Genomic DNA, 18689 nt, shown 5'->3' on the forward strand with positions numbered 1-18689 from the left:
CATCAATGGCTAGGCTGGTGGACTATGTCGGATACGCAGAAACTCAATGACTTGCTCCACCTCGCGCACACGCGAGTGCTCAATGCAGAAGAACTGGAGTCTCTCAATGCCTTAAACGGCGGCCTTGCGGCATTGCTAGGACTGCAGTTCACCTACGTGGGCCCGCGCGAGGCCCGGGCGACACTGCAGGTGCTGCCGGAGCATCACCAGCCCTGGGGAGTAGCCAACGGCGGGTTGTATTGCTCTATCGCAGAAACCGTGGCCTCCATTGCCAGCGTGGCGGCTGCCGACGCTCCCGCGGTCGGCGTCAATAACTCCAGCGACTTTATTCGATCCACAGGTGAGGGCGAGTTAGAAGCCGTGGCTACGCCAGTGCAGCTAGGCGGCCGCACCCATGTGTGGAGCGTCGAGATGCGGCAAGGCCGCGAGCTTATCGCCCGCACCACCTTGCGCACAATGATTCTGCGCTAGTTTACCCGAGCGGCGGTAAAAGACATGCCGTGGGCGGAAAGCCGCTGCAGATAAGGCTTTCCAAGTCCGGTGGCCGGGGTGAGTACGCCGCCTGCGCGGTTAGTACCGGAGCGCGAATCGAGCAAGCAGAGCGCAGCCTGGCTCAGCATCATGGCGGTGACTTCATAGCCTGGGTCGCCTTGTGCTGACACAGTTGCTCGCCAGCGTTCGCCATCTTCGGTAATGCCGTGGTGGCTGACTTGGAAATGCGCACCGCTAGGTCCGGGTGTGGGCAGAACCTTTTCCACCAGTGGGCGCAGGCGCGACTGAGTGCCATCAAAAAGTAGCTTGGTGGCGAGCGCCAGCCCATAGGCGCGTGCGCGACCGAGAAGACCGGTGCCAGCCCACCATGCTTCCTTGTAAAACAGGCGTGTGCCCCACGCGCGCCCCAGCAGAGCGTTAGAGCGGCGCACCACGCGGGTATTGAACATGGACATGAAAAAGGGGCCTACCCAGCCCACACCGTCGACTTCTTTAATTTCGAAGTCCTTCTGGAGGCCGTCTAAGCGTGGCCCGGCCTTGGGATCCGGGTCCAGGGAGTAAGGATTGTGCAGGTTGCGGGCTACCTCTTTATCCGCGTGCGCGGCATGCGAGACCTGCAGGGAAGACTCGATGGTGCCCGGAGAGATTCCGCCTTTGAGCTTGTCGACGACCATCTGTACTCGTGCAAACGGCTTTCCTGCCGCCTGGTAGAGATTGAGCATGCCAATATCTGAGGGCACGGAATCAAAGCCGCAGGAGTGAACGATGCGCGCACCCGTGGATTGGGCGGTGGCGTGGTGGGAATCGATGCTGCGGCGAATAAAGGGAACCTCACCGCAGAGGTCAACATAGTCCACGCCATGGCGCGCGCAGGCGGCAACGACGTGGCCGCCATACAGGCTGTAGGGGCCGACCACGGTGATGAGCACCTTGGTACCTTCCACCATGCGCTCCACAGCGGCGGCATCATCGGCGGCGGCGATGGCGATGTCCCAGTGCGGATTGAGTTCATCGCGCAGCGCGGCTAGCACCGGTCGGTTCCGGCCGGCCAGAGTCACAGAGGGCGCGTTAATCGAGGCAAGGTAGCGCGCCACCAATTGGCCGACCAGCCCGGTAGCGCCATAAACAGTGATATCGCTCATAGCGCACCAGCGTACCGGAGGGATTAGAGCCAGTGGTTCTTTCGGAACCAAGCCCACAGGCCCACAACGACCAAGATCATGATGATAATCGCCATGGGGTATCCCAGCGCCCAGTGTAGCTCCGGCATAATGTCGAAGTTCATGCCGTAGATACCCGCCACCAGGGTAGGCGCGGCCCACATGCCTACGACCGCGGAAATGGTGCGCATATCCGAGTTCTGTTGCATCGTTACCTTGGCTACCGAGGCGTCGATAAGCGAGGTAAGGCGCTCATCGAAGCTGGATACTTGGTCCTTGACCACGAGCTCATGGTCGTTGACATCGCGCAGGTAGGAGCGCAATTGCTTGGAAATTAAATCCTTGTGGTCCGAGACCATGGATTTCAGTGCCACCGAAAGTGGGTCAATGGCATGCTTCATCTCCAGCACCTCACGCTTGAACATGTAGATGCGGTCTACATCAAACTTGAGGTTCGGGGTAAAGATTTCTTCTTCCAGCTCATCGACCTCGATACTGATAAGGCGGGAAATCTCCGAGTAGCGGTCCACCATCATGTCCAGGATCTTCCAGGCCATGGCCACTGGGCCGAGCTCCACCAAGTCCTGCTCATCTTCCACCGTATATGCCAGGTTGGGTAGCTTTGCCCCGTGGCGGACGGTGATGATGAAGTTGGAGCCCATAATCATCTGGATCTCGCCGGTAGAAATGATCTGGCGCTTATCCGTGACCTCATCATGATCGCGGTAGTTCACCGAACGCGCGACCACGAAGAGCTGATCATCGTAGCGTTCGAGCTTAGGGCGTTGATGGGCCATAACGGCGTCTTCTACGATGAGTTCGTGGATGCCAAACTGGGAGGCCACCTTGGTCATCTGGGACTCATAGGGCTCATGCAGGCCTACCCAAATAAATCCGCGGCCGTATTCCTCTATGGCTTCCAGAGCGGAGCTGGTGGAATACTCCCCGGGAAGCGCCTCGCCATCCACAAAGACGCGGCAATGTTCGATGGCGCGCTCCGGTGGTACCAGCAGGGAAGTGGGCTTACTAGGAGGCTCGGGTTTCTTGCGGCCCCTAAAGGGTGAAGGTACGGATGGCATCTTTTCAGCCTCCTTTGCGCGGTAGTGCGGGTATTTTCCCAATGGGCAGGCGGCGATTTTACGCAGCGGGTAAATCTTACACCGAAGCCGGGTAATATAATCGAATCTATGCCTACGTGGAAAGAAGTAACCGAAGCTAATCCCGAGCACTCCCATAACTTTGCTCGCAAATGGAAGGTGCTGGCTGCACAGGGTAAAGACATCAATGGCGAGGCCCGGCTTATCGACGCCATGGTGGAGCGCAACTCCACCATCCTCGATGCCGGCTGTGGCACCGGCCGCGTCGGCGGCGAGCTGCTTCGCCGTGGCCATAGCGTTGTAGGCGTCGACGTAGACCCCATTCTCATCGAGCACGCTGAGCACGATTTCTCAGAGGGGCAATGGTTCGTGGGAGACCTGTGCGAGGAAGAGGTGCCAGAAGGTCCCTTTGATATCGCCGTGTCTGCCGGCAATGTCATGGGCTTTCTAGCAAAGGAAGGCCGCGAGCCCGCTCTGCGCAATATCTATAATTCTCTCAAGCCCGGTGGTCGCCTCGTCACCGGCTTCGGCGAGGGCCGTGGGTGGGAATTTTCTGATTTCCTCGACATGGCGCAGAAGGTGGGCTACCGAGTCGACTTCACTTTCTCCTCGTGGGACATGAAGCTCTTCTCGGAGCATTCCACCTTCTTAGTCGCCGTTCTTTCGCGCCCTGGGTCGGACTTGCTGGCCTAAAAGCGCCTATCGGCTTGGTCGAAGAAATCCACCTCATGGTGGCTGGCGGTGATATAGGCGCGCTCGGCCCGCAGGCGGGTGCGCTCATCCGCCCCGGCGAGGGCTTGTTCGACGATGTCGAGGCTCGCGCGAACCCCGTTAAGGAAGTCCTCGCCGCCGTACATGGAGAGCCATGAGTGATAGGGGTGCTCAGGGGAATCAAACTCTGCAAGGTGGAGGCCTACCTCTGCATACAGCCAGTAGCAGGGCAGTACCGCCGCAGCGCCCACCACGTAGTCATCCGTATGCGTCGAGCGGATGAGGAAATCCGTATAGGCGCTAGTAACCCGGGAGGCTGCGGTTGTGATATCGCTTTCGAGCCAGCCGCGGTGCAGCTCGGCCTCCACCGCCAAGCAATCATGCGCTCCCTCAGCCCAGTGCAGCTGCTGTGCCGCTTCTGGGGCTTGGCTGGCGAGGCGAGCCAATGCCTTGGAGTAAGCATTAAGATACTGGGCATCTTGGTCGAGGTAGAAGCCAAAGGCATCCTTTTCCAACGCTCCCGTGCCCAAGGCCCGAATAAAGGGCAGTGCCTTGATAGCCTCCCAGTGATCCCTGGCTAGGTTCCACAGGCGTTGCGTGTGTGGGCCGGCCGCGGGAACGCGGGGCTGGTCGACGCTTTCCAGTTCTACCAGCTTGCCGGATAAGTACGGCTGGGGCAGGGCAGAGGCCGCCTGCATGAGACGCTGCGAGCGGTGCAGGTGGTCCACGGGTCCGTGTCCCTTGCCCACGTGAAGCGCATCCGCATTAGCAATCGCCTCGTGCAGCCATTGGGTGGACCACGCCAGAGCTGCTGCGGGGCTATCGCCGGCTCCCAGGCGGGTGGCTAGGGCAGAAGAGAGGGAACAGCCAGTTCCGTGCGTATTCTTCGTGTCCACTCGGCTTGCGGCAACGCGGTGTACCAACCCATCCGCATTGACCACCGCATTGTCGGCGATGTTGGCATGAAGGTGCCCGCCCTTGACGACGACCGCGGTATTAGCAGCCTTTGCCCACGCCTTTGCCGTGGCAATCGCCTCTTCTAGGTCGCTCGCCTCGTCCGTCTGGGTAAGGACTGCCAATTCCTTCAAGTTCGGGGTGATGAGATCCACCTGGGAGCAGAGATCGCGCACGGCCTGTTCTGCTTCCTTCTCCAGCAGGCGATCTCCGCTGGTTGCCACCATTACCGGATCAAGTACCACGGGGACATCGTCCGGCAGGCGCCGCAGGAAGTCTGCGACCTTGGCGGTAATGGCGGAGCCGGCAAGCATGCCAATCTTTACCGCATCAATCTCCACATCGTCGATGACGGAGTCTAGCTGCTCCTGCAGAAAGTCCACCGGTGGTATGTGGACGCTGCGAACACCCTGAGTGTTTTGAGCCACCAACGCCGTCACGACGCTCATACCGTAGCCGCCTGCGGCAGAGATGGATTTCAAATCGGCTTGAATGCCGGCTCCGCCGGTGGGATCAGTACCGGCAATGGACAGTACTCGGGGATAGATCCCTTTAGCCATGGAAAGCCTCCTTAAGGTGGGCGGCGGCTGCTGCGGGGTCCTCGGCCGCCATGATGTCGCTGACTACGCAAATTCCGGCAAACTCGCTGCCCGCCAGCTCGTGCGCATTATGGGTCTTGATTCCGCCGATGGCGACGGACTCGATGCCACGCTCATGTGCGGCGTGAGCGAGTGCTGCGGCCGCAGCCGTACCCATGCCGGCTGGGGCGTTTTTCTTCGTTGCAGTCGAATGCACGGGCCCGATGCCGATGACGTCTGGGCGCGCATCGTCCGCAATAGCAGCAAGCTCCTCGTTACTGCCGATGGACAAGCCAATAAGCTGTCCCTCACCCAGCTTCTCTCGGGCCTCGCGAAAAGCCATATCATCCTGCCCAATGTGCAGGTGGCAGCCGAGCTTTGCTGCCACCTCTACGCGGTCATTGATGAATAGCGGGACATCGCCCAGTACGTCAAGCAATTCGCGTGCGGTGCGCTCGATCTGTTCATCGCTGGCTTCTTTGTCCCGGAGCTGGACAACGGTAACACCGCCGCGTACAGCCTCCTGCACGATGGAAACCACGTTGTCTCGCCCGCCAGCCAGATCTGGATCGGTGACCAGGTAGAGCGTCCAGTCAATAGACACTTAAACCTCCTCTAGGTCAGTGAGCTTGACCAGGCCCTCGATATCCGCGGTCGGAACACCATAGAGCGCATCCAGCCAAGCAACGGCAAAGGAGCCGGGGGCGTGGTGCTTCTCGGCGGCCACGCTTCCCGCCGCACCAACGTGCGCGTGGGCGGCGATAATCGCTTCGAAAGGATCCTCCCACGCTGCCAGATATGCGGCGCAGATAGCACCGAGGGAACAGCCAGTACCGATGACGTTTTGGAGCATCGGGTGCCCTGATTCGAGGTAGACGGCACGCGTTGTAGCGCCGACGTGGACGATAAGGTCTCGCGGGCCGGAAATGGCCACGACGGCGCCGGTATCCCTGGAAAGTGCTACTGCCGAATCCAGGGCGGCTTCCACGCCATCGGTAGATTCGACGCCTCGGCCGCCCCGTCCGGTGCCTGCGAGGGCAATGATTTCTGAGGCATTGCCACGGATTGCGCCCGGGCCAAGTGGCAGCACCTCGCGCATGAAATCGGTGCGGTGGCTCAGGCCGCCGGCGCCTACCGGATCGAGTACCCAGGGGGTGTGGGCGGAGTTCGCCCCAGCGATGGCCTCGCGCATGCCGCCGTATTGCTCTGAGCTGGGCGTACCGCAATTGATGAGTACGCCGCTGGCTACCTGCGCAAATTCGCGCGATTCCTCTGGCGTATCGACCATTGCCGGGCTAGCCCCGATGGCCAGCAGGGCGTTGGCGGTGACGTTGCTGACGACCTTATTGGTCAAACATTGAATAAGCGGCGTGGACTCGCGCACAGCGTCGTGTGCGCGCAGAAAAGCATAATCCACAACTATCCCTTCGCTAGTTCTAACTGAGTGCAGGTTCGATGGGTATTTCTCAGCCGCACCGTGTGTGGCACCCCATGTTGCGTGTCTCAGCCTAACAAAGGTCACGGAAACTATGTGCGAAAACCAGCGTCCGGGTATCCAGTTGTGGAATCGCCGGCGCTAATAACGGGTAGTCCGGGAAAATAAAAATCGCCGCCCGCAGCCTGCGTGCAGCAGGTGGGGCGGCGATGCGAGCGATGAGATATTACTTCTCGTTCTTGTTAATGATATTGCGTGCGATGCGCTGCTGGGTGGTGATTTCCAGATTGCCGCGGTCGCGGGAGAGGATATTGGTTGCCCAGTTAACCAGCACGGCCAAACGGCTGCGCAGACCAATGACGTAGGTCAGGTGCAGGCCGAGCCATGCTACCCAACCTGCAAAGCCACCGAATTCGGTCTTGCCCAGCTTAACGACGGCGTTGAAGCGCTTGACGATGGCCATGGAGCCCTTGTCAAAGTAGTCGAAGGCTTCCTTCTCATTAGCGGTAGATTCCTCATCCACCTTGGCCTGAATGAGCTTAGCGACGTGCGCGCCACCCTGGATTGCAACCTGTGCCAGACCCGGCAGGCGGTTGAGGGAGATCATGTCACCGACCATGTAGACGTTATTGTGCTCGCCTACGGTCAGGTCCTCGTTGACGGAGACGCGACCTGCGCGGTCTGCCTCGACACCAGCCTGCTCTGCAACCATCTTGCCCAGTGGGGAAGCGGCCACACCGGCGGACCAGATCTTGGTAGCACCCGTCAGGGTGGTCTCTTCCTCGGTCTTCATATCCTTGTAGGTGACAGTATCCGCGGTTACGTCGGTCACCATGGCGTTGAGGTGAACCTGTACGCCTTCCTTTTCCAAGGTGCGCTGCGCCTTGCGGCCTAGGCGCTTGCCAAATGGTGGCAGTACCTGTGGGGCGCCATCGAGCAGGTAGATCTTGGCGGAGGTGGTGCCGTAGTTGGAGTAGACATCGTTGAGGGTACGGTTTGCCAGTTCGGCAATCTGGCCGGTGAGCTCAACGCCGGTTGGGCCAGCACCAACGATGATGAAGGTGAGCAGGCGCTCGCGCTCTGCGGGGTCGTCAGTAAGCTCAGCCTTTTCAAACGCCGAGATGATGCGGGAACGCAGCTCCAAGGCATCGTCCAAGGTCTTCATGCCAGGGGCGAACTCGGCGAAGTGGTCGTTGCCAAAGTAGGACTGACCGGAACCTGCGGCGACAACCAGGGAGTCATAAGCATAGGTGCGGGAGAACTCGTCCTGCTCGGCGGTCACCGTCTGATCCGCCAGATTGATATCAGTTACCTCAGCGTTGACGAAGTGGACGTTGTCCTGATCGCGCAGCAGCTGGCGGGTGGAAGGGGCAACCTCACCGGCGGAAATCATGCCGGTAGCTACCTGGTACAGCATCGGCTGGAACAGGTGGTGGTTCTTCTTATCGATGAGGGTGATTTCCACATCGGCGTTCTTCAGCTTCTGAACGGTGTTGAGACCACCGAAGCCGGCGCCAACCACGACGACGTGGTGGCGGCCACCGTTGGGGCGATAAGGGGTATCAGTCATGGATTTAATGCTACCTTCCTTAAGAAAGCTAATGTTTAGTACCCATACAGTCTAAACACTTCAAACAGAACGCGCATACTTAATGACTGATAAACTTCCGCCGCTGCGTTGCAGATTCCGCGGGAAGAACCGGCGCGGCTGTGCGGAGCGCCTAAACCGGGGTGCGCACAAAGCTGACTAAGGTTGTTCCGGATAGTGACTTCCTCCGCCCACCAAGGAGCGCACCTGGCATTATGTCTTTTACCCGCCCTGAGCATTTGAGCTCTATCGATGCAGAATCCTGGCCCAATGTGGCTACGGTTCCCGCACCTCGTTGGCCTGGAATGAAAGCCCGCCGGGCAGAGGCTGAATTTGCCAAGGCCTGCGATGATGCCGGTCTAGAACTTGACCTCGAAGCCAAAGGTGGACCAGATCTCAAGGTGGGGCATGATGCCTTGTTCGAGCGTATTGCCGCTAGCGGTTGGCTGGGATTTGCGGAAAGTTATATGGCAGGAGAGTGGACCGTCACCTCCTCCTCGCAGCTGGTAAAGGTGCTCGGCCGCCTATTGGGAGCAGGCTACCTCCCCAAGGCCAAAATGCTTGGTACTGGTAAGTCGGAGCCAGGGGAGCTGCCGCTGGAATTGGTTCGGCTTTATGCCGGCGATGGATTAAGCCATGTAGGTGGGATATTTTCCAGTGGTGTACCGACCACCATTAGGGAAACGGTGGAAAGCTATAGCCCCAAGGCCGGCCGCAAGGAACCGAAGAGCCACTTCGTCGATGTCACGACGCTGAGTGAGCCCACAAGTGTGGACAGGGATGATCTGGGAGATGCACAGCGCCGCGCAGCGGATTGGCTGCTAGACGCTACCCGTACCGGCGCCGGAACCCACCTGTTGGTGTACCCGGCTGCCGGAATGCAGCCCGCGATGCGGGCGACTAAGCGGCGCGCTACAGTAGACGTTTTGACAAGTGATGTGGACCAAATGAGCCACATGCGCGAGGCCCTCGTACTAGAGGGGGCAGACGATTCCATCCATGTCGAGCGCATTCCCGGCGTCGTCCCGAACCCCAAGCAGTGGCACGGGCACTATGACGCCATCGTCACCGTAGAAAAGATAGAACAACTCAGCCCTAGTGAGCGCAAGGAGTACATCCGCGCAGTCGACCGCTTCTTGACGCCTAATGGCCGGGCAGGAATCCAGTCCATCGTGGCGACCGAGTCGATGACTGAGGCCGGTAGGGCCTCGCTTCAGGCTTTGCGAGCCTATGTGTGGCCGGGGTTGGACTATCCGCTCACCACCGAAATGCACCAGCTAGTAGATAAGAACTCGAACCTGCGCATCGTGTCCGAAACACACGTGGGCACCCATTACCTGGAGTCCCTGCGTCAGCAGCGATCCTTTTTTGATGGGCACCTACGGGAGGCAGCGGCCGCTGGATTCGACCCAGTCTTCCGCCGCTTGTGGACCTTCCAATTTGCCCTCCGCGAGGCCCTTATGACGCTCGGGATGATTGACTCGGTGCAATTTGGGTTGGCCCACCGCAACCGCGGGGGTCGGCGTTAGGCGGGCGGCCGTAAGGCGGGTGGCCCTTAGGCCAGCGGCAGCTCGTCGAAGTTCTTCATCAGATCCGCGCTGGGCACAAAGAAATTGGTGCCTGTAAGCGCGGTGGAAAAGTCCAAGATGCGGTCGTAGTTTCCCTCCGGCTTGCCAATGAACATATTGCACAGGCGCTCCATGACGTTTTCTGGGTCCTTGGCATAACCGATGAAGTAAGTACCCATCTCACCCGCGGCGAAAGAGCCAAAGACCATGTTCTCGCGGTAAATATCTTCCTCTAGGTCATTGAGGGCTACGTGAGAATTAGTGGGCTTGGTATCGTCATCCAACTCGATATCGTCGGCCTTGGTGCGGCCGATCACCTTTTCTTGCTCCTCGGTGCTCAGCTCGTTCCACTTGGCTAGGTCGTGGATATATTTTTGGACGGTGACATAGGAGCCACGGGGGTAGTCGGCGTCGTCGCCAAGCAGCACGGTATCTAAAGCCTCTTCGGCGAGGGGATTGGCGGTGCCATCCACAAAGCCCAGCAAGTCGCGCTGGTCTAGGTACTTGAAACCTTGGGTCTCATCGATAACCCTGGCGGCATCGCCCAGCTGATCCAGTACTTGGCGGGCCATCTCATGACACAGGTCATAGTTATTTGCACGGAAGTGGAGAAGAATATCGCCTGGCGTGGCCGGGGCCTTATGCGCGGCGTCAATTGCCTCAAATTCCTTGAGGCGTTCCGGCATCGGTGCGCTGGTCAGACGCGGCCACATGGAAGCACCAATGCCGACTACGGTATAAAGCTCGCCTTCGTTGTAGCGGAAGTTAACGGACTTAAACAGTCCGGCAAACCCCGTGAGCATATCGCGAGTGGCTTGCTCACCGCCGTCCTTGATCTCAAGGACAAGAAAGAGAGCTGCGCGGGAAGGCTTATCTACTACGTGCTGAATTGTCATGGTGTCAATTTTACGCACTCGTCTGCCTTTCAGGACGCCAGCGGGGTGGGATTGCCCCTTGGTGGAGGCCATCTCAGGACCGCGACAGCAAGCCATGTACGACGATAGAGCAAAGAGAGGGAACCGCACCCATCTTTAAAGTGACATAATGTACATTATCGGACAATTACGGATATCCGAAGGCCATCGTGTATCGCTCCCATATGCGCCCGAGCGCTAACTCATCTTTCCGGCCCATCTATTGGACCCCGGTTCAGCCTCCTTCAATTTCCACGCGATGTTACGGCGCTTTGCTTGGCGGCGCCCCGCGGCCTTTGCCGCGCCCTCCGCCGGCTGCCAGACTCAGGCGCATGTATCGATTCCGGCTTGTAGCTCATTGGAGTTCAGCTCTGTGACAGCCGGCCCCATCTGTCTTTCCGGACCTCTTCATTCCGGGGCCAACTATTAGTGGCGGCGTTTTGCTCGGCGACCGAAAATACTGATATCGGCAAAGATATGCCCTTCTAGCGGGGTCAACTACACCACTATATAACGTCACACTGACGTTATTCGGGGAAGTTCCCCCAACACCGTGAAGGCCTAACTAGCGATTCCGGTAAGCACTCCACAGCTGCCATATAGTCAACAGCGCCAAAAGAACCGAGATGGCCACAATGACCCACATATGTTGAACGGCTACGAAAATAGTAAAGCCGATGACGACGACGAGGCGCAGCCACATAAACGGGATAATCTGACGGGAATTCACAGGCTAAGCCCCCGCTAGTTCTTCTCGAAAGAAATGCGGAGATTTACTTCGCCGTCTTCCTCGACCTTTGCGGCGAGCATCTCCGGGGTCTCTACGCCGTAATCAAGGCGATCAACTGGCACGGTACCGCCGATAACTATCTGGTCTCCATCGCGAAGGACGTCAAAATCTTGAGTGATCTCGTGCGTCTTATTCTTGATCGTCAGATCGCCGGTGAGCTCAACCTTGCCAATGGTGCCGTCATCAGGGACGTCGGCAAGCGAAGCCGGCTTAGTCAGCTCAAAAGAAGACTCTGGGAACAGCTGGGTCTCAAAGAGCTTGGACTTCATGTTCTGATCGCGGACCTTCTTATCCGTGGTCAGCTCGTCCATATCAACAGTGACCGTGGCGGTTTTCAGGGTGGAATCAGAAATATCCGCCTGGCCGGTTACCTCCGTGGTTGAACCCGATGTGGTGGTCTTTTCCGCAGGTAGAACCTCATTAAAGGTAAAACCAACCGAGGTATGGTTATTAGCACGGCCCTTGGCTACCTCCCAGGCGCCATCGAGCTCCGTTGATGCGGCCTTTGCGCCGTCGGCGGAAACTGGTTCGGTCTTTACTCCGGCGCCCTTGAGGAGCGAATACACCATCGGGCCAATGGCCACGGCGGTGAGCAACACAATCAGCACCACAAAGATTGTGATGACGAGCTTGCGGTTATAAAAAAGCTTTTTCATCTTCTATCGAAGTCCTTCTAGGCGTCGCGCCAGGGCAACAAGCTCTTCGCACAAACCGGCAAGCTCCTGCGCACTAGCGCCTTCCTCCGCGGCGGTATTGATATCTTCTGCGGAACAACGTAGTTCAAAAAGTCCGTCGCGCAAACTCTCTGCCTTGTCTGGAGTAAGGATCACGGCATTGGCGGGAATTCCCGTGCCACTGACGTTATTTCTTTGCTCATAAGCCCGCTGCTTGCAGGAGGCGCTGCAAAACTTCCGTGGCCGTCCCCTACCGCCTTGGTCAATGTCCTTCCCACACCATTGGCAGGAACCGACGTTGCGTTCACGACTAGCTGTACGGATCACCCGATACACTTTAGTTCATTTTGGGCGGGCTGGGAACAAAGACGCGTGGGTGTTCGTTATAATTAGTAGCTCTTAGGCGAAGTTTTGCTTCGCACTCAATCAGGGATCTCTTTGAAAAGGATGATGTTGCATGGCAGATCGCGTACTCCGTGGCAGCCGTATGGGCGCAGTCAGCTACGAAACCGACCGCGACCACGACCTCGCACCGCGCCAGATGGTGAAGTACCGCACCGAAGACGGCGAGATTTACGAGGTGCCTTTCGCGGATGATGCTGAAATCCCTGAAGAATGGATGTGCAAGAATGGCAAGCTGGGCCACCTGGTAGAAGGTGAAGGCGTTGAGTCTAAGCCCGCTAAGCCACCACGCACCCACTGGGATATGCTGCGTGAGCGCCGCTCCATTGAGGAGCTCGATGAGCTGCTTGAAGAGCGCATTAACCACCTGCGCTCCCGCCGCCGTTCCGCAGCCCGCCTCCTGAAGGAACAGCAGGAGCAGCAGCAAAAGAACTCTTAAAGTTCTGCGGCAGCAAAAGGCCCGTACCTCCCTACTCTAACTAAGGGACGGTACGGGCCTTATGCGTTGCGGTTGCGCCTACTTCTTGAGCTGCGCAATCTGGTGCTTTGCCAGATGCCCGATCTCGCTGGCGAAGTCAGAGACCCAGCCGGCGCCCTTACGGGCCTGAACGCCTAGATCGTGAATGGAGCCGTCCTTGACTTCACGGTTGACCAACTGGGACACGGCGCCACCGAAGTCCTGCAGCTGCTCAGCGCGATGGGCAACGCCCCACTTGGTGACCTCGAGCAAGGAATCCTTCACGAAGGAACCATCAAGCTTAGATTCGCCATATTCGCGCTCGGTAAAGGTAATGGGAACCTCGCGGACGTCAAAGCCAGCCTTGACGGCACGGAAGGCCAGATCAACCTGGAAGATGTAACCGGCCTTGGACAGCTCATCAAAGTCGATGGACTCGAGCAGCTCGCGGCGGAACGCACGGTAACCGGCGGTCATATCGGACAGCCCAGCGCCCAGCGCTACGGAGATGTAAATATTGCCCAAACGGGACAGGTATTCGCGGGACGCTGGCCAGTTGACGGTCTCGCCACCTGGAATATAGCGGGAGCCGATAACTAGGTCCGCGCCCTTGTCCACCTCTTCCAACAACAGGTGAAGCTGTTCCGGGGCGTGGGAGCCGTCTGCATCCATCTCACACAGCACCTGGTAGTCGCGCTCCAATCCCCACTCAAAGCCGGCGATATAAGCGCCTAGCAGGCCACCTTTGCCCTCGCGGTGAAGAACATGGATGTGGTCATCTTGCGCTGCGAATTCATCGGCCTTGTCACCAGTTCCATCGGGAGAGTTATCGTCCACGATGAGGATATGGACCTCTGGGACGGCCTCACGGACGCGTCCAGTAATGAGAGGAAGATTTTCGATCTCGTTATAGGTCGGGATGATGACCAAGGTCGAGGATTCAAGCGTGCTCACAGTGTTTATGCTCCTACGTATGTATCTGTGCCGGAGCGGCGCGGGGTGCGTCGCAGGCGGTTTGTGCGCAAAGCTACCAGTGCGCAGACTGTTCCAATAATAACCATGAGCCATTGCAGGGGCGAACCAAACCTCACGGAAAAGGTCTCGCCGCTACGCAAGGGCAACTGTTCTACTAAGGCGTCCGCCGTGAAAATATCCGTGGACTGGCTAACGCGTCCATCCGGGTGAACAATGGCGGATACACCAGAAGTCGCCGCCACCACCACGGCTCGGTCCGTCTCCATCGCACGCAACCGGCTCATGGCCAATTGTTGGTAGGTCATATCGGAATAGCCAAAGGTGGCGTTATTGGTAGGCGTCGTCAGCAGTTGCGCGCCATTTTTCACCGACTCCCTAAAGGCGTTATCGAAGGAGACTTCGTAGCACGTTGCCACGCCAACCGGCACGCCCGCCATGGAGACCACACCTGGGCCGTTACCGGGCTTAAAATCGCCGGCGAGGTCCACATAGTCAGAAAACTTGGCAAAGAAATCCCGCATGGGCATGGTTTCACCGAAGGGCTGCAGGTACTTCTTATAGTGATGGTCTCCCACCGTATGTCCGGGAGCAAAGACCTGCATGGTGTTGCGGGCTCCCACCTCATCCCGCGTGGCGGTGCCAACCAAAACAGGTGCGTCTATCGCATCGACGGCACCACTGATCGCCGTGGCTGCCTTGCCGTCACGGAATGGGTTGATATCGGAGGAGTTTTCGGGCCAGATGACTAGGTCAATGTCCTTTTCGCGTGCGGCCAGCTTCTTTGTTTCTGCAACGTGGTTGTTGAGGACCGCTTGGCGTTGCCCGGCAAAGTCTAGGCCTATACGAGGTACGTTTCCTTGGATTGCGGCAACCTTTGCTTCCCCGACAGTGGAATCGTCTCGGTTGATTCCCAAGCCTGCCACCGTCGCGCTTGCAAGGGGAAGGATAGCCGCCAAGAGAGCGATACCCTTAGTCTTCCAACCGCGTTGAATTAGCAGCGCAGCGAGACCGCAGCCGCACAAAACTGTGGCCGCGGTAATGAGCGAGGTTCCGCCCCACGGCGCCAGGTTGGCTAGCGGTCCGTCGACTTGTCCCCAAGCCAATTTCACCCAAGAGAAACCGCCGAAAGGTACCGAAGAACGCAGCACCTCCACCGCGAGGTAGAAGAACGGGAAGGCAATAAAACCGTATTTCCACCGCGCTACCGCCGCGCCGCCAAGGCCCAGCACAATGGCGTATACCGAAAGCCATACGGCCAAAGCGATGTATGGCCCGCTGCCCACCAATTCGCCGATCCAAGGCAGTGTTAGCAGGTACAGCACGAGCGAATGCGCGACTGCAAGAAGCGCGCCTACGCGGGCGGAAACGTGCCTAGTTCCCCACGGCAGCAAGCTCGCGTACAGCAAGCCCACGCCCACAATGGCAGCCCACCACCAGCCACGGGGCTCTATGGCGGCATACGTGAGCAGGCCTGAAAGACCCGCCACTACGAGGCGGGCAAGAGTCAGCATCACTAGTTCTTTCCGCCCTTGGACTCGCCTCCGGAGGGTCCGAAGTCATCTGGATCCAGGTTCTCACTCCAGCGGCGAATTTCCTCCTCATCCAACACCTCATGCGGGCCAGCATCCTGCGTGCTGGGGTGCCCATTTTGGGTTGCTTGGCCACGTCCAAAGGAGCCAAAGTCGCCATAAGAGTCGTGCTGCTGCGCCATTGGGGTGGCCTCGTAGATTTTAACGCCCATGTTTTCGATCTTGCGGTACAAAGAGGCCGCCATCATCGTGCGGAAGACGGCGCGGGTCGGCGAGAAGATAAAGAGGGCTCCGAGGATCGTCGTCAAGAAGCCCGGCAAAGAAAGCAACATGCCGCCTACCAAGGTAAGGCCCACATTGCTGGCGGTCTTGCCCACATTGCCGCCGCGAACCACGTATGTACCGTCTCCAGTGCGTTCGACCTGCTTTCCCATCAAACGGCGCACTTCAATGCCAGCGATGGACATTCCGAAGAACATGGTGACAAAGAGTGCGATAAGCGCCCAGCCAACACCGATCCATTTAGAGACGGCCCAGAAGGTCAGGGTCTCTGCGACCATGTAGAGAGCAAAATACATAAACGGCATGGTCTCAGTCTAACGAGGCAGACTGATAAAGTGCTGGCAACACTCATGCGCGAAGCTGCAGCCGTGGCAGGTTAGACTAGTGCGCATGTTTACTCCTGCGCTTTTTGAAGACCCCCAGTACGGCACGTGCATCCGCATCCACGTTGCCGGCGGCAACACCCACGCCCAGGATTGGGTCACTTTGGCGCAGTGCGCCAGTGCTTGTGCGGATGGGTATGTCTACATCGACCGGTTTTCCGCAATCGAGCTGCGCGGTATTAAGGATGCAGAGGCACTCAATCAGCAGCTCCAGCAGTTGCAATTGCGCGCCACGGCGATGCCGGTGCTGGCTTCGCCTTTGTCGGCGGAGGCCAAGCAAACGGCCCAGGACATCGCCGCTGAGCTGGGAGCGGCGGAAGGCGGTCCCGGACTGGCCGTTATCGCCCACGACGACGTACCGACCGGCGCGGCCGCAGTCAGCCTTAGCATCGGCGGGGACGGAGCCCTGCGCCTTGAGTGTTCCCCGCTTGGCGACGCCCCCTCTGCCCCACTGACTCCACAGGCTGCTGCCCAGCACTATGAGGAGGTACTCCAGAACTCGGATTCCGCTGAGCATAATGCCTCCGCTTTGGCAGAGCCCGGCCCTATTGGTTGGCTGGATCAGCATTCGCCCGCGGGCGTTGTCGATCTGGGTGCGGGCGTGCACCGCGGCGCCATCCCTGCCGAGTTTGCGCAACTTATCGGCCAGTTGGAGGTAGACATCACCGTCACCCCGTGGGGCGGATTAGTCTTTCACAATATTGCCGAGGGTGATGCCGAAGTGGTGCTGCGCGTACTCGCCCCACGCGGTTTTATCTTCGACATCAACTCTCCTCTGCTACGCGCAGAGTAACGAGAGCGCAAGGTTTAGCGCGGCATGTGCCGCCAGAGTGGGCGCGGTACAAGCCGCATGACCCACGCTAGGCCCTGCAGAGCCCGAGGAATCCACACGGTGCGCGAACGCGGCTTACCGCGCCGTGCATCGCGGTCAATGCAGTCGACTACTGCCTCGGCCACATCTGCCGGACGCACGGAAAGTGGCGCCGGCTTCATTCCTTCCGTCATGCTGCCAATGACAAAGCCAGGGCGCGCAGTAATAAGGCCTACCTGGCTGCCGTGCAGCTTGTCCGCCAGCCCCTGACAAAAGGCATCAAGACCAGCCTTGGTAGATCCGTACACGTAGTTTGCCCGGCGGGCCCTCCAGCCTGCTATCGAGGAAAAGGCAACGATATGGCCGCGGTCCATTCGCTGCGAAACCAGCGTAAGCAGTGAAATCTGCGCGGCATAATCGATTGTGGCGATGTCGACCGCGTGGGAAGCATCGCGTTCTGCCCGCTGCTGATCGCCCAGGATGCCAAAGGCGACGACAGCAAGCTCAAGGGGGCCTGCCAGCTCTATGGCGCGATCGACCACACCGGCATGGGACGGAAAATCTGCGGCGTCGAAATTAAGCAGATGCACGCTGCGCGCACCTGCCGCCCTGAGCTGGCCTTCCATGCGCTCCATTCCGTGAGTGCCACGAGCGGCGAGCACAATATCGTGGCCTGGGGCTACTCTCCTAGCGATTTCTCCGCCAATATCGCTGCGGCCGCCCAGAATCAGTACGCCAGCCATTAACGGACGTCACGCGGAGCTTGGTTGAGGGACTCGTAGCCATCATTGGTCAGCACCACGATGTCTTCCAAACGCATACCCCACTTGCCTTCCAAGTAAATACCCGGCTCAATGGAAAAGGCCATGCCCTCTTCCAAGGCGAGATCGTTGCCTTCCATAATGAAAGGCTCCTCGTGCGTGGACAGGCCGATGCCATGTCCGGTGCGGTGGACAAAGTAGTCGCCCCAGCCGGCTGCCGAGATCGCCTGGCGGGCAATGGCATCGATGTCTGCGGCGGTGCTGCCGGGGTGGGATGCTGCGCGGGCGGCAGCTTGGGCGTCGGCAAGCACGGCATAGGCATCCTGGAAATCCTGCGGGGCCTTGGAAAACTCCCCGCCCACAACGTAGGTGCGGGTGCAATCGGAGTGGTAGCCGGAAGGCAAAGTGCCTCCGATATCGACGACGACTGGCTCGCCCTCAGCCAACACGCGATCCGAAAAGCTATGGTGCGGGTTGGCGCCATTCGGGCCCGAGCCGACGATGACGAAATCGATAACGGAATGCTCCTGCAGAATGAGCTTTTCCAGTTCGTGGGCCACCTCGGCCTCGGTGCGACCGGCCTGCAAAAGCTGCGGTACCTGCGCGTGGACCGCGTCAATGGCATGGCCGGCCTTGCGCAGCTCAGTGATTTCAGCCTCGTCTTTGCGGGTAAAAAGCTCGGCTAATGCATAAGTGGCCAGTTCATAGCTGGCGTGTGGAAGCAGATTTTGGAAACGCAGCACGTGGTCTGCAGTCAGCGACTGTCCCAGCGCTACCTTGCCTAGTCCGTCGCCTGCGCCATGCAGTGCAAGCTCATAAGGATTTTCTCCGTCATTCCAGCCACGCAACTCTACATCTAGCTCACCTACTGGAGCAGCCTTGATATCGGTGATATCGGTATTAGGCGCGGCGATCCATGCATTGCCCTGCTGCGGCACGACCAAGACCGTCAAGCGTTCGTGGGAAGAAACCCAGGAGCCGGTGAGGTAGGCAAAGTCTGGTCCCGTACCAATGAGGAGCAGATCGATGCCCTTGTCTGCAGCCGCCTTTTGGGCGGCGTGCAGACGCTGGGCGTAGACATCAGCGGAAAAAGTCTGAGTATCAGTCATACCCAAGAGTCTACTCGTC

General features: G+C 58.8%; 20 protein-coding genes. 5 read left to right on the forward strand and 15 right to left on the reverse strand.

Going from position 1 to position 18689, the window contains the following annotated elements; all coding sequences use genetic code 11:
• Positions 1-24 precede the first annotated feature (24 nt).
• Entirely contained in the window at positions 25-471 is a 447-nt protein-coding gene (locus QP965_RS09865; RefSeq protein ID WP_239278834.1) for a PaaI family thioesterase, read from the forward strand.
• Here QP965_RS09865 and QP965_RS09870 read toward each other — a convergent pair.
• Both QP965_RS09870 and QP965_RS09875 read right to left on the reverse strand, forming a co-directional pair.
• Entirely contained in the window at positions 468-1634 is a 1167-nt protein-coding gene (locus QP965_RS09870) for a saccharopine dehydrogenase family protein (protein WP_239278833.1), read from the reverse strand. The two genes, QP965_RS09865 and QP965_RS09870, sit on opposite strands and share 4 nt — an antisense overlap.
• A gap of 23 nt (positions 1635-1657) precedes the next feature.
• Positions 1658-2731, reverse strand: a complete 1074-nt coding sequence (locus tag QP965_RS09875) for a magnesium and cobalt transport protein CorA (protein WP_239278831.1) — start codon at positions 2729-2731, stop codon at positions 1658-1660.
• A gap of 108 nt (positions 2732-2839) precedes the next feature.
• On the opposite strand from QP965_RS09875, the gene QP965_RS09880 reads away from it, so the two are divergent.
• Entirely contained in the window at positions 2840-3442 is a 603-nt protein-coding gene (locus tag QP965_RS09880) for a class I SAM-dependent methyltransferase (RefSeq protein WP_239278830.1), read from the forward strand.
• On the opposite strand, the gene QP965_RS09885 is transcribed toward QP965_RS09880, so the two are convergent.
• The 4 genes from QP965_RS09885 to QP965_RS09900 form a co-directional block, all read right to left on the reverse strand.
• A complete protein-coding gene (locus QP965_RS09885) occupies positions 3439-4974 on the reverse strand; it encodes a bifunctional hydroxymethylpyrimidine kinase/phosphomethylpyrimidine kinase (protein WP_284844815.1) in 1536 nt (511 codons plus the stop codon). The genes QP965_RS09880 and QP965_RS09885 overlap by 4 nt on opposite strands.
• Entirely contained in the window at positions 4967-5596 is a 630-nt protein-coding gene (gene thiE / locus QP965_RS09890; RefSeq protein WP_284844816.1) for a thiamine phosphate synthase, read from the reverse strand. The genes QP965_RS09885 and thiE overlap by 8 nt, the downstream gene beginning before the upstream one ends.
• A complete protein-coding gene (gene thiM / locus QP965_RS09895; RefSeq protein ID WP_284844817.1) occupies positions 5597-6409 on the reverse strand; it encodes a hydroxyethylthiazole kinase in 813 nt (270 codons plus the stop codon).
• 244 nt (positions 6410-6653) lie between these two features.
• Entirely contained in the window at positions 6654-7997 is a 1344-nt protein-coding gene (locus tag QP965_RS09900; protein WP_005324756.1) for an NAD(P)/FAD-dependent oxidoreductase, read from the reverse strand.
• Between the two features lie 233 nt (positions 7998-8230).
• On the opposite strand from QP965_RS09900, the gene QP965_RS09905 reads away from it, so the two are divergent.
• Positions 8231-9544, forward strand: a complete 1314-nt coding sequence (locus tag QP965_RS09905; protein ID WP_284844818.1) for an SAM-dependent methyltransferase — start codon at positions 8231-8233, stop codon at positions 9542-9544.
• Between the two features lie 26 nt (positions 9545-9570).
• On the opposite strand, the gene QP965_RS09910 is transcribed toward QP965_RS09905, so the two are convergent.
• From QP965_RS09910 to QP965_RS11605, 4 genes are all read right to left on the reverse strand, one after another.
• Positions 9571-10479 carry a Dyp-type peroxidase gene (locus QP965_RS09910; protein ID WP_284844819.1) on the reverse strand — a complete coding sequence of 303 codons (909 nt, stop codon included), beginning with the start codon at positions 10477-10479 and terminating at the stop codon, positions 9571-9573.
• Between the two features lie 583 nt (positions 10480-11062).
• On the reverse strand, positions 11063-11227 hold the full coding sequence (locus QP965_RS09915) for a hypothetical protein (RefSeq protein ID WP_284768999.1): 165 nt from the start codon (positions 11225-11227) through the stop codon (positions 11063-11065).
• Positions 11228-11241: 14 nt separating this feature from the next.
• Positions 11242-11943 carry a YceI family protein gene (locus QP965_RS09920; RefSeq protein ID WP_284844820.1) on the reverse strand — a complete coding sequence of 234 codons (702 nt, stop codon included), beginning with the start codon at positions 11941-11943 and terminating at the stop codon, positions 11242-11244.
• 3 nt (positions 11944-11946) lie between these two features.
• Positions 11947-12087: a hypothetical protein gene (locus QP965_RS11605; protein WP_448343282.1), complete on the reverse strand. Its 141-nt coding sequence runs from the start codon at positions 12085-12087 to the stop codon at positions 11947-11949.
• Positions 12088-12418: 331 nt separating this feature from the next.
• Here QP965_RS11605 and QP965_RS09930 point away from each other — a divergent pair, with 331 nt between their 5' ends.
• Entirely contained in the window at positions 12419-12802 is a 384-nt protein-coding gene (locus QP965_RS09930) for an RNA polymerase-binding protein RbpA (protein WP_023021567.1), read from the forward strand.
• A gap of 78 nt (positions 12803-12880) precedes the next feature.
• On the opposite strand, the gene QP965_RS09935 is transcribed toward QP965_RS09930, so the two are convergent.
• Genes QP965_RS09935 through QP965_RS09945 form a run of 3 tightly spaced genes read right to left on the reverse strand, consistent with a single transcriptional unit; the run spans position 12881 to position 15911 of the window.
• Positions 12881-13774 (reverse strand): polyprenol monophosphomannose synthase, encoded by an 894-nt coding sequence (locus QP965_RS09935; protein ID WP_225746958.1) that lies wholly within the window; start codon positions 13772-13774, stop codon positions 12881-12883.
• 5 nt (positions 13775-13779) lie between these two features.
• Entirely contained in the window at positions 13780-15306 is a 1527-nt protein-coding gene (gene lnt, locus QP965_RS09940) for an apolipoprotein N-acyltransferase (RefSeq protein WP_502869262.1), read from the reverse strand.
• A 2-nt stretch (positions 15307-15308) separates the two neighbouring features.
• Positions 15309-15911 carry an FxsA family protein gene (locus QP965_RS09945; RefSeq protein ID WP_284844822.1) on the reverse strand — a complete coding sequence of 201 codons (603 nt, stop codon included), beginning with the start codon at positions 15909-15911 and terminating at the stop codon, positions 15309-15311.
• An 85-nt stretch (positions 15912-15996) separates the two neighbouring features.
• On the opposite strand from QP965_RS09945, the gene QP965_RS09950 reads away from it, so the two are divergent.
• Complete coding sequence (locus QP965_RS09950) at positions 15997-16782, forward strand: precorrin-3B synthase (protein WP_284844823.1); 786 nt, start codon at positions 15997-15999, stop codon at positions 16780-16782.
• 14 nt (positions 16783-16796) lie between these two features.
• Here QP965_RS09950 and QP965_RS09955 read toward each other — a convergent pair whose 3' ends face one another.
• Both QP965_RS09955 and QP965_RS09960 read right to left on the reverse strand, forming a co-directional pair.
• Positions 16797-17543: an SDR family oxidoreductase gene (locus tag QP965_RS09955; RefSeq protein WP_284844824.1), complete on the reverse strand. Its 747-nt coding sequence runs from the start codon at positions 17541-17543 to the stop codon at positions 16797-16799.
• Positions 17543-18670, reverse strand: coding sequence for a M24 family metallopeptidase (locus QP965_RS09960; RefSeq protein ID WP_284844825.1), 1128 nt, complete (start codon positions 18668-18670; stop codon positions 17543-17545). The genes QP965_RS09955 and QP965_RS09960 overlap by 1 nt, the downstream gene beginning before the upstream one ends.
• Positions 18671-18689: the final 19 nt, after the last annotated feature.

The organism is Corynebacterium sp. MSK074 (assembly GCF_030229735.1).
Classification (GTDB): Bacteria; Actinomycetota; Actinomycetes; order Mycobacteriales; family Mycobacteriaceae; genus Corynebacterium.

Bases quoted from the DNA above. Each gene is read 5' to 3' on its own strand.
- QP965_RS09945 (WP_284844822.1), bottom strand. From the start codon at position 15,911: ATGCCGTTTATGTATTTTGCTCTCTACATGGTCGCAGAGACCCTGACC.
- QP965_RS09920 (WP_284844820.1), bottom strand. From the start codon at position 11,943: ATGAAAAAGCTTTTTTATAACCGCAAGCTCGTCATCACAATCTTTGTG.
- QP965_RS09885 (WP_284844815.1), bottom strand. From the start codon at position 4,974: ATGGCTAAAGGGATCTATCCCCGAGTACTGTCCATTGCCGGTACTGAT.
- QP965_RS09880 (WP_239278830.1), top strand. From the start codon at position 2,840: ATGCCTACGTGGAAAGAAGTAACCGAAGCTAATCCCGAGCACTCCCAT.
- QP965_RS09955 (WP_284844824.1), bottom strand. From the start codon at position 17,543: ATGGCTGGCGTACTGATTCTGGGCGGCCGCAGCGATATTGGCGGAGAA.
- QP965_RS09870 (WP_239278833.1), bottom strand. From the start codon at position 1,634: ATGAGCGATATCACTGTTTATGGCGCTACCGGGCTGGTCGGCCAATTG.
- QP965_RS09905 (WP_284844818.1), top strand. From the start codon at position 8,231: ATGTCTTTTACCCGCCCTGAGCATTTGAGCTCTATCGATGCAGAATCC.
- QP965_RS09930 (WP_023021567.1), top strand. From the start codon at position 12,419: ATGGCAGATCGCGTACTCCGTGGCAGCCGTATGGGCGCAGTCAGCTAC.
- QP965_RS09875 (WP_239278831.1), bottom strand. From the start codon at position 2,731: ATGCCATCCGTACCTTCACCCTTTAGGGGCCGCAAGAAACCCGAGCCT.
- lnt (WP_502869262.1), bottom strand. From the start codon at position 15,306: ATGCTGACTCTTGCCCGCCTCGTAGTGGCGGGTCTTTCAGGCCTGCTC.
- QP965_RS09900 (WP_005324756.1), bottom strand. From the start codon at position 7,997: ATGACTGATACCCCTTATCGCCCCAACGGTGGCCGCCACCACGTCGTC.
- QP965_RS09910 (WP_284844819.1), bottom strand. From the start codon at position 10,479: ATGACAATTCAGCACGTAGTAGATAAGCCTTCCCGCGCAGCTCTCTTT.
- QP965_RS09950 (WP_284844823.1), top strand. From the start codon at position 15,997: ATGTTTACTCCTGCGCTTTTTGAAGACCCCCAGTACGGCACGTGCATC.
- QP965_RS09865 (WP_239278834.1), top strand. From the start codon at position 25: ATGTCGGATACGCAGAAACTCAATGACTTGCTCCACCTCGCGCACACG.
- QP965_RS09960 (WP_284844825.1), bottom strand. From the start codon at position 18,670: ATGACTGATACTCAGACTTTTTCCGCTGATGTCTACGCCCAGCGTCTG.